8 protein-coding genes and 1 riboswitch are annotated in these 10,876 nt (G+C 35.9%); of the genes, 3 read left to right on the top strand and 5 right to left on the bottom strand.

The features are described from left to right. Nucleotides 1-85: 85 nt before the first annotated feature. The 5 genes from HNR32_RS13160 to HNR32_RS13140 all read right to left on the bottom strand — a co-directional run bounded on the left by HNR32_RS13160 (nucleotide 86) and on the right by HNR32_RS13140 (nucleotide 8,010). Nucleotides 86-3,403, bottom strand: a complete 3,318-nt coding sequence (locus HNR32_RS13160; protein ID WP_183863421.1) for a dynamin family protein — start codon at nucleotides 3,401-3,403, stop codon at nucleotides 86-88. A 196-nt stretch (nucleotides 3,404-3,599) separates the two neighbouring features. Then, nucleotides 3,600-5,039, bottom strand: a complete 1,440-nt coding sequence (locus HNR32_RS13155) for an NAD(P)/FAD-dependent oxidoreductase (RefSeq protein WP_183863419.1) — start codon at nucleotides 5,037-5,039, stop codon at nucleotides 3,600-3,602. Between the two features lie 166 nt (nucleotides 5,040-5,205). After that, on the bottom strand, nucleotides 5,206-5,415 hold the full coding sequence (locus HNR32_RS13150; protein WP_183863417.1) for a hypothetical protein: 210 nt from the start codon (nucleotides 5,413-5,415) through the stop codon (nucleotides 5,206-5,208). Nucleotides 5,416-5,526: 111 nt separating this feature from the next. Beyond that, nucleotides 5,527-6,555 carry a [FeFe] hydrogenase H-cluster radical SAM maturase HydE gene (hydE, locus tag HNR32_RS13145; protein ID WP_183863415.1) on the bottom strand — a complete coding sequence of 343 codons (1,029 nt, stop codon included), beginning with the start codon at nucleotides 6,553-6,555 and terminating at the stop codon, nucleotides 5,527-5,529. Between the two features lie 27 nt (nucleotides 6,556-6,582). Next, nucleotides 6,583-8,010 carry a diguanylate cyclase domain-containing protein gene (locus tag HNR32_RS13140; RefSeq protein WP_183863413.1) on the bottom strand — a complete coding sequence of 476 codons (1,428 nt, stop codon included), beginning with the start codon at nucleotides 8,008-8,010 and terminating at the stop codon, nucleotides 6,583-6,585. A 179-nt stretch (nucleotides 8,011-8,189) separates the two neighbouring features. Next, nucleotides 8,190-8,290, top strand: a riboswitch (TPP riboswitch). 58 nt (nucleotides 8,291-8,348) lie between these two features. Here HNR32_RS13140 and thiT point away from each other — a divergent pair. From thiT to HNR32_RS13125, 3 genes are all read left to right on the top strand, one after another. After that, nucleotides 8,349-8,966, top strand: a complete 618-nt coding sequence (gene thiT / locus HNR32_RS13135) for an energy-coupled thiamine transporter ThiT (RefSeq protein WP_183863411.1) — start codon at nucleotides 8,349-8,351, stop codon at nucleotides 8,964-8,966. A 206-nt stretch (nucleotides 8,967-9,172) separates the two neighbouring features. Then, on the top strand, nucleotides 9,173-9,907 hold the full coding sequence (locus HNR32_RS13130; RefSeq protein ID WP_183863409.1) for a gamma-glutamyl-gamma-aminobutyrate hydrolase family protein: 735 nt from the start codon (nucleotides 9,173-9,175) through the stop codon (nucleotides 9,905-9,907). 3 nt (nucleotides 9,908-9,910) lie between these two features. Next, on the top strand, nucleotides 9,911-10,786 hold the full coding sequence (locus tag HNR32_RS13125) for an APC family permease (protein ID WP_183863408.1): 876 nt from the start codon (nucleotides 9,911-9,913) through the stop codon (nucleotides 10,784-10,786). Nucleotides 10,787-10,876 lie beyond the last annotated feature (90 nt).

Here is a 10,876-nt window from a genome sequence, read left to right as displayed (position 1 = left end):
CCAATCTCTATATGCATATTTCTATACATACTGACTAGTTTGGTCGCCTAACTCACGACTAAAGTCACGAGTGTGCGGCTCCCATTTAATCAATTTTATCACTGTTTTTAAATTCAAAATCAGCAAAAGTAATCTCATTATTTAATATTTTAACTTCATTTCTTAACGCATTTTGCCCATCTGCCAGCAATTTATTAATAAAACCATCTAGCCTGATTGTTGTAGCCCGCATTTCCTGCGCAAGATCAAAGCCAATCGCTGCCAATAATTCATCCAAGGCATTTTTCAAGGACTTTTTTAAATTCTGTCCATCTTTAAGTACAGCTGGATTAAATGCTTCCCGAAAGAAATTATTAAATCGCAAAAACACCCTTTGATGAACATAATACAGTAATTCCTGCCGTTCCTGGCGAAAACGGTTTTCACTATTTTCTCTATCTTCTTTTTCAACAATCGCAAAAACACTTTGTCTTTCCTGCTGTATTTCTAAACTTTTAGCCGTTTTATATTTTTCATCCTGCTGCACGTTTTCAATCAATTGATCAATCATTTTTTCAACACGCTGCAATTCATTCGTTGCGGCTGTAGTAGCAATCTGCGTTAAATCTGTCGTTATAAAATTATAAAACTTTTCTTCAAAGGCAGACATATTGGAAACAGCTGCAATTTCTGGTCGCTGTTTTTCCTTCAATGCTTCCAGACTCGACAATGCCGACAAATGTGGTTTTCTAATACCATATTTAATCAATTGCTCACGTACATAGTCCATAACTGTGATTTTTTCATCTTCATCCTGCGCTAAATCAATCGCATTTATGATAAAAAACATTTTATCCAGCGCAAATGAATCTTTTACTCGACCCAGTTGAATTAAAAATTCTCTATCGGCCTTAGAAAAAGCATGATTATAATAAGTAACAAATAATATAGCATCCGCATTTTTTATATATTCAAATGCCACTCCGGTGTGCCGTGCATTTATTGAATCGGCCCCCGGTGTATCAACAAGTGTTATACCCTGCCGTGTTAAAGGACAATCATAATATAAGTCAATTAATTCTACAAAACATGATTTTTCCTCCATCGCAACATAATCACCAAACGTATCAACTGTTGATAATATAATATGTCCCATTTTATCAGCAAAATTAGAATAACCACGAGAAAAAGCATTTAAAAATGAATAATTAGTCTTAAGCTGCGGTGCTTCATCAATACCAGTATTATCTATTTGTTTTATTTTTTCTGCAGCCTCAGATAATGTTTTTGCCTGTAATTCAAAAAATTTCAAAGCATTATTAATATCAGCAAGCATTACATCCGCTTCTTTAAGCTTTACTTCTACGCTTTTATGTTCGTGCTGATCATTAACCGGTTTAATATTATTTATGGCTGCTGTCATCGGATTTGGTGACACCGGTAAAACCCTGGCGCCAATCAGTGCATTGGCAAAGGATGATTTGCCCGCGCTAAAAGCACCAAATAATGCCACAGTAAAGCCTTTATTGTTTAGCCGCTGTGCTTTATGCGCAAGTTCACCTGCCAAATTTTTAAAACCTGGCAAATCACTGATCAACTTTGCTGTACTTTGTAATTTATTAACGGTATGAACAAGCTCTATATCACTATTTTTAACTGTTTTTTCTGCTGGCATTATATTTACCTGCGGCATAAAAGCCTCAGTATTTTTCTTTTGTTCCGTTTTTTTTGCCATGTCTATTGCTGGAATTATTTCAAAGTCATGCTTTTCTTCAGTAAATAAGCTGTATTTATCATTTTCAAACGCATAGCGCTGCTGCAATAAAGTTTCAGCTTTACTCCGCTGCATTTTAACTTCATCGTATTTTTTCTGCATATTTTTCACAGCTATTATATATTTTTCAAACGCTGCCAATTCCTGCGTCATTTTTTCACTGTTAAGTTTATTGATCTGCATTACTGCTGTTAATATTTCATCTTTAAGCGCTGCCAATTGATTCTTGGTAACTTGTTTAATTGCCGCCGCTACATTACCAGTATATGTCGATACATAATCATCTGAAACACGGGCGCCCTGTTTCACTGCCGTCATTGGCAGGTCCTCTGAAAATTCAATAATAAAATTCTGGCTTTTCGCCGCTAAATCTTTATCATTTATCTGTTTAGTTTTTAAATAATCAAATAAAAATGTACGCACATGCCACTGTATTTGCGACTGTGTCTTTTCACAAACAGCCTTATAAAAGGCTTCTAACCGTATTTGCCTTTCGGCTTGAGTTTTTTTGCCGGTAAAAAACAGACCCACTTTAAAACCTGGTTCACAGGCCTTTAAATAATTTTTGGCCAGTTCTCTGATTTCAAATGGCATCAGATAAGCATTATCAAGTATTTTATTTACTTCTTTGGCAAATACTATATTTAAATTTTGCTGCTCATCTGTCAGCTCCGCTTTTTGCTGGGATAATTTTTCATAGCTGCTAAATATTTTATCCCGCTGTGTCTGGGATAATTCCTCCAGCACTTCATTAAACGGCTGTATTTCTTTCTCTATTTTATCGGCAATTAGCTGCAAATGACTATTGATTATTTTTTGCAGCGCCTTATCTATTGATAATAATAACAATTCATCTTTAGCTGCCAATTTCTTATACAAAAATTGTTTTAATTGATCAAATTCATTATGCGCATGTTCTCTATCTTTCATACTAGTATAAAAAATATGTGCCGGATAAACACCCCATGAGGCAAATGATTTTTTTACTCCTTGCTGAAAAGCTGTAAAGGTTATTTCTTGTTCACGATGTTTATCTATCTGATTTATTACCAGACAAAGCTCTTTGCCCGCTTGTGTCAATTCTTTAGTAAAGGAAAAATTCAGTTCCGATTGGACATGATTATAATCCATAACGTAAAATATTATATCGGCCAAATGTATTGCTGATTCTGTAGCAATCCTATGCGCATCATCCGTTGAATCCACCCCGGGTGTATCCATTACTACTACATTTGGCGGTAAATTCAATCCGCCATGGCTTATTTCCACATATTCTATTTTATCGCCATCTTTGCAATGCTTTTTTATTAAACTATAATCATATGGTGCCATATAAAAGCGCGGCTTATCCTGCTTAAAAAATACTTTTGCAAAATCATCGCCAGTTTTTACTCTTACTAAATTAGCACTTGTTGGTATTGGACTTGATGGCAAAAGTTCTCCATCAAGCAGGCAATTAATCATTTTTGATTTACCCGCAGAAAAATGCCCGCAAAAAGCAATCGTAAATTCATTTGAATGCAGTTTTTGTGCTAACTGCCTGACTTTTTGGGCATTTTCTTCATCATTCTCATCAACAAGATATTTATATATAGCAGAAATTTTCCCTTTCAATGATTCCAGCGTTTTTTGCGTGTCTATTTGCAGCATAAATCTTCTCCTTCTATATGGTTAATTCCAACTATATTTCAGACATATAATATTATTGTCAAATACAAACTAAGTCCTATTCTATAATAAATCAACATTAATTGGCAATGCTTATATTTATTACATATACAATAAATATAATTTATAAATGAAAAAATCGACAATTTTGCCGATTTTTTCATTTTTTTTGGCAGTATTACATTTTCATTAATTTCATACGCTTGGCTCGTTGTGCTAAATCAGATGATTCCTTTCCCTTTTCAGGAATTTCTTCGAGCGGCACATTTAATTCGCGTGCCAACAATTTACGCAGCCGAGGTCCACAAAAAGCATTTTGACAGGATCCATAACTGGCTCGTGTACGCCTTCCCACTGCATCAATAGATTTTACAGGTATGCCGCGATGCAGGCAATCAATTATTTCCGCTTCAGTCACCTGCTCACATCGACAAATGATATTTAGATTAGGGTCTGGTGAATCAATTACACCTTTAAAATCCGCTGTTTTGGTTTTAATAATCGGGTCTCTCCGGGCAATAAAATCAGATTTCTCTAATAATTCCAGTCCACTCTCCTGCAAAATATCCTTTACCATCAAAGCTATTGCGGGTGATGAGGTAAGTCCCGGTGAATCAACACCGATAAGATTTATGAATTTTTTTATCCGGCTCTCTTCTATAATCCATTCCGGCTGATCACTATGCGGTCTGTTTCCTGCAAATGATTTCAAAGATTTTCTCATATCAATATCAGGCACTGATTTTCGCGCTGTTTTTGTAATATACTGCAATGTTTCTTCATCTGTACCGACATCATCTTTATCATCGATTTCTTCAGCATTAGGCCCAATCATCAGATTACCATGATATGTTGTAGTTACAAGTATACCTTTCCCCAACTTGGTTGGTACCTGAAATAAAACTGAATTTGTTAAATAGCTTTGTTGCTTATCCAGCAATATATACTGGCCACGCCGCGGCCTAATTTTATAATCATCAATGCCTACCAGCGCTGCAATTGCATCACTATAAATACCCGCAGCATTTATTACATATTTAGCCTGCACTGTTTTATCGCTGCTGCGAATATTAAAATAATCTTCGCTGACATCTATTGACTCTACCTGATATTTTAATAGAAGTTCAACACCATTGGCAATAGCATTTTCCGCCAAGGCTATAACAAATTCATACGGTGATACTACTCCGGCATCACGGCAGTAAAGAGCAGCCTTAACCTCAGCACTAACATGTGGTTCATACGTTTTCACTTCAGCAGCATCCATAATCTTCATTCCCTGTACACCATTAGCACTACCATATTCATAAAGCTTTTGCAGGGTAGGAATTTCCTCATCACTAAATGCCAGTACAAAGGAGCCTGTCTCGCGATAACCAAAATGAAGTTCTTTTTCCAGCTTCTCATACATTCGATTTCCTTTGACGCATAATTTTGCTTTTAATGTTCCCGGCTTATCAGCATATCCGCCATGAACAATTCCACTATTACCTTTTGAACAGCCGCAACTGACATCAGCCTCTTTTTCCAATACACAAATAGACAATTTATATTTTGATAATTCCCGCGCAATATTCATACCAACAGTTCCTGCACCAATAATGCAAACATCATACATGCTATTGCCCCCTCATCCCTCATATGTAATAAATTTTTATAAATTATTATTTCTCTATATGAGTTATCTATTCCTCTGCCAAAACGTATTTTATTAGCAAACAAAAAAAGGGCACTGGAAAATAAGCCTCCAGTGCCATAAGTAAATCTTTATTTTATTATTTCTATTAATCCCAGCAGCCACCATAATTGCCACGGTCACCATCGCCACGTCCGCCGTAATAGCCACCGCCGCAATAATAATCACTGCCCTGGCTTTGGCTTATTGCCGGTGGTGCCTGTTTTGGTGCCGCCTGTTCTGCAGTTGCCGCAAAGGCAGTAATTGATGCTGCCCCAATAACAACAGCCACTGACAAACTAACAAACAATTTTTTCATGAAATAAACCTCCTATAGCATCTTACCCATAAAACTTTTTAATAATTATAACCATTGTTATAATTATTATACTATCAATAAAGTATGACAAAAGTGTGACATTTTTTTATTTTATATGTTACGCTGCCGAAATCCCTTGTCCGTCGATATATACCGTCCAATTGAACTAATTTTATTTCCCATACAGCTGCGGCACTGTTCAGGTGTGTCTGCTACACATATTTTCCCTGGATAAAGAGCATATTTACGTCTATAATCACCCTCAGTAACGTTTGGCATCACAACATTAGCTCCTGAACATAAAATTATTGTGCGGGCATTAGGCTGCAAAGTTTCCATAGCTGTCGTTGCTGGAATATTTGCCTCAGGCAGCAACAGCCTTATCAAGGCTACCATTTTTCGCGTAAGCGAAAAATCTCCTGATTTTACTTTAGCCAATGGTGTGTCTTCATTGGGAATAAGCGGTCCAATCCCAATCATGTCAGCATCTATCTGTTGAAAGAATAGAATATCATTTGCCAGTGATTCCATGCTTTGTCCTGGTAACCCAACAAGACAGCCTGTGCCTACCTCATAATTAAGCTTTTTTAAATCAGCCAGGCAGCGCCTTCTATTAATAAAACTCATACCAGGATCCATCTTGTCATAAAGTTTTTCATCGGTAGTTTCAATACGCAGCAAAAACCTATCTGCCCCAGCCTTTTTTAATATTTCATATTCCTCAAAGCTGCGTTCACCGATAGAAAGCGTAACAGCTAAATCCATTTCTTTTATCTTTTTTACAATATCTGCCAGCATACCTGCTGTAAAAAACACATCTTCCCCCGACTGCAGCACTACCGTTTTATAACCATAATTCTTGGCTTTTTTCGCCATTTCCACTATCATTTGGTCGTTTAGTCGATAACGCTCAATTTTTTTATTGTCACGCCGTAAACCGCAATACAGACAATTTTGCCGACATATATTGGAAAATTCTATTAAGCCGCGTAAATGTATGCCATCACCGACATATTTTTGCCGAATTATATCCGCTGCCTGAGCCAGTTCTTCTTCATTGTTTTTTTGCTGCAGCAGATAAATTATCTCTTCTAGTGTCAAGCTGTGTAGCTGCTGTGCTTTTTTTATTAAATCATTCACGCTGTCCCGCCCTTTTTCCCGTTTCTTTTATGCGTCGTCACGGGCAATTGCTATTATTTTTTCTTCATGATGAGATATTATATCAATAAATACTTTAGCCAATTCTGGATCATATATTTTCCCTATATCATCTTTTATTTTTTCAGCAATGTCAGTATATGACAAACTATTTATTTTCACTTTCTCCAGCAGCATATCACAAAAATTATTTATCAAACAAAATACTCGACATTCCAGCGGAATTTGCTCCCCTTTAATGCCTAGCGGATAACCTGAGCCATCCCAATTTTCATGATGTTTTAAAACACAATCAGCTATTGCTGAATATTTCGATGATAAGTTCAATATTCTAAAGCCAATTTCACAATGGCGATATAGCTGCATCATTTCGTTGTTTATTAGCTCTGTATTAGCTGTCACATTGCTAGTTAACCGAATAGTACCTATATCACATACCATAAAAATATTTTTTAATTTTTCTCTTATTATTTCATTCAAAGCTAATCTATCACAATATTTTTTTGCCAGATAATCAAATAATTCCATATTATTTTGAATGTAATTGCGTCTTTTTAATATATGCAGCATATTATTTATAATAACTTCCCTAACTGTTGACGCATTATGCAGTTTTTCCTTATACATATTATTATCAGCCATATCAAAAACTTTTTTTATTTTACTGCCATCAGAAAACACCTGCCAGCCAAGTGAAATGCTTAAATATAATATTTTACTGCCATTATTATATTTAGCTATCCTGTCCTTAACCGTCTTATATAAGTCTTTCATATCCTGTCCGGTAATAATTACAAATTCATCACCGCCAATACGAAACAGCATATCATCTTTTACCAGACATTTTTGCAATAAGCCGGCCGTCTTTTTTATTATATTATCGCCAGCAATATGCCCCATAGAATCATTTATTATTTTAAGACTATCAATATCACATATCATAAAGCCTAATGGTTTACCAATCTTTCCATCTTTCAAACGCTCAATTGTCTCATCAAAAAAATTCCGATTAAAAGCACCTGTCAGTGAATCCATTTTATTGATTATATCAATTTGTTGTTTCAATTTAGTTACTGCTGTCATATCTCTAACAATAAGCAAAACTTCATTGACAGTATACCTTACGAAGCGTGCTTCAAAATAACCGTATACCCCGCCAATTTCTATATTATAATTATACGTTGTAATTTCGCCTGTATTTATAGTTTCTGCTATTTTTTGCATTGCCTCTGCTGCAATTTTTTTGGGGAAAATATCTTGTATGTTCTTCCCCAAAAATTCCTGTGGTGGTAAATACAACTCCATATTTTTCGGCCGATTATATCCTAAAAAAACACCATTTTTATCCATATGCAGTAATAAGTCGGGAATAATCCGCCAAATTGCCAAATTATTAATCTTTTCACTAGCCGTATCCAGGATGAGATTATTTTCCAATATCCCTTACCCCCTACATCTTATACTCTATAAATTTACTGCCAAAATCACATATTTCAACTTAAATAAAACAGCTATGTTTACATTATATAACATTATATAATCAATGACTATTACTTAATAAATCTTAACTGGCAATACTTAACAATTCGTAGTAAAATAATATTTAAATTACATAAAAATAAAGCTAGGGGTGCCCACGCGGCTGAGAATTGGAATATGCCATAACCCTTTACCTGATCTGGATAATGCCAGCGAAGGGAAGCGTCTTGAATACAAGCATAATCTTCCTTGGCATTAGAAGATTATGCTTATTTTTTTAGAAACGAGGCATTAGTTTGAATAGCACATTTGAAAAACAATTATCATTATTATTGGCTGCTCCAACGACTATTTTTACTTTAATTGCTTTAATAGCAATTATCTTAGCTTTTATCCGCATTAAAAAGATAACTATTACCACTAGTACCATTATTCATGTAGCTTTAATGGTTGCTTTAACCGTTATTTTGCATATGTTCCGCCTTTATCATATGCCACAAGGCGGCAGCGTCACTTTTGGCGGAATGGTTCCTCTGCTGTTTATTGCTTTTCGTTATGGGCCTGCTGTCGGTTATCTGGCCGGTTTTGTCTATGGTTTGATAAATTTAATACAAGACCCATTTATATTACAGCCAGTACAGGTTTTATTCGATTATCCGCTGCCGTACATGGCTATAGGATTAGCTGGTTATTTTAAAAACATTTATCTTGGTGCCTTTATTGGTATTTTAGGCCGTTTTATCTGTCATTTCATCTCGGGTATTGTATTTTTCGCCAATTATACACCAGCTGGCATGTCTCCTTATTGGTATTCCTTTATTTTTAATGCCAGTTACCTTATTCCCGAACTTATAATTTGTATAATTATTTTAAGAATTCTGCCTGTAAAACGCTTATTAACTCAAATTAAATAAAATTATAAAAAATATGTACAATTTACAATAGATCACTTTCATCACTTATTAACTTTTTCTCTTCATATATTTATTTACCTCTTTTCTTTCTTGGATAAACATTATATAATAAGTACTGGTCATATCAGGGAATTAGATACAATTACTAATATCTCTAATGACCTGTTTTTATTGAAAAATATTTATACATAGAAAGAAGGTCCATTATGAACAAGCCAGTAATTGCCCTTTCTGGCAATATCCTATTCGATGACAGCGGACCATTTCGTGGTTACCATCGTTCTTATGTAAATGACGATTATGTTCGTTCCGTTGAAAATGCCGGTGGCCTGCCCATCATCTTACCTTTTACCCAAAACGAACAAAATCCTGCTGATATTCTCGGTATATGCAATGGCCTTATTTTAACCGGTGGTCATGATGTTGCCCCTTTAGGCTTTGGCGCTGAACCGCTACAGGGAATAGGTGATATTTTCCCCGAAAGAGATTCCTTTGATTTTCTTCTTATCAAAGAAGCCATGCGTTTAAAATTGCCTATTCTTGGTATTTGCCGCGGACACCAAATTATAAATGTTTATAATGGCGGTACGCTCTATCAGGACTTGAAATACGATAAAAATTGTACTATTAAACATTCCCAAAACCAACGTCCTGAGCTTGGCACTCATACTGTAACATTAGATAAAAATAGTAAACTAGCCGATATCATTGGAAAAACAGAGCTAGTAACAAACTCTTTTCACCACCAGACTATCAATAAAGTCGGGAACTTCTTAAAAATAATTGGGACAGCGAAAGACGGCACCATTGAAGCCTTAGAACATACAGAATACCCTTGGCTTCTTAGTGTACAATTCCACCCAGAAATGATGTCAGCTGTTTCTGATGATATAAAAAAAATATTCACTGCATTTATCATAGCAGCAAAAAGGGGACTATAATAAATGAACAATCTGCAAAAAAGTAAATTCGGCTTCTGGAGTATAGTACTCTTAGGAATAAACAGCATAATCGGCACCGGTATTTTCCTTTTACCTAATAAAGCCTATGCACTTGTAGGCTCTGCCAGCCTTGGTGTTATCATTTTCGATGCTATTCTTGCCGGCTGCATAGCACTTTGTTTTGCTGAAGCTGCTGGTTTTTTTACCCGCAATGGCGGACCCTATTTATATGCCAAACACTCCTTAGGCGATTTCCTTGGTTTTGAAGTCGGTGTTTTAAAATGGGCTGTTGTTATTATCGCCTGGGCTACAATGGCAGTGGGATTTGCTACCGCTTTAGGTGCTGCTATCCCATCACTGGGCAATGAACATATGCGCAATATTATTGCCACTGTTGTCATTATTGTTTTTACTATTGTCAATATTGCTGGTGTTCAAGCAACTAAAATGCTCAATAACCTGATAACTATTTCTAAACTTATTCCGCTGCTTTTCTTTATTGCTATTGGCATCTTCTTCATAAATGGCAGCAATTTCACTCCAGTATTCCCGCATGATGTTTATCAGGCTGGCTCATTTAGCCATGCCGCTGTACTCATGTTTTTTGCTTATACCGGTTTTGAAGCTATCGCCATTGCTGCTGAAGACATGGAAAATCCCAAAAAGAACCTGCCGCGGGCTATTATTACCGTAATGATTATTGTTTCTTTAATGTATGTACTAATTTTAGGCATATGCATTGGTATTTCTGGTACTAATCTAGCTGTTGAAAAAGCTCCTATCCAAGCTGCTTTTGGACAAATCCTTGGACCTGTCGGCTCATTATTTGTTTTAGCTGGAACCTTATTATCAATGGGCGGTATTAATATGGCTGACTGAACCTCCCACGACTAAAGTCGCGGGGTTCCTGCTTCATAGATAGTTGCGCAAAAAACACGTCTTACATTATCTCCACAGGCTATCCCCGTA

Origin of the sequence: Pectinatus brassicae (assembly GCF_014201835.1) — a bacterium.
Lineage (GTDB): Bacteria > Bacillota > Negativicutes > Selenomonadales > Selenomonadaceae > Pectinatus > Pectinatus brassicae.
The sequence above is the reverse complement of the archived record's forward strand: the minus strand, read 5'-3'. Positions and strand labels throughout refer to the sequence as shown.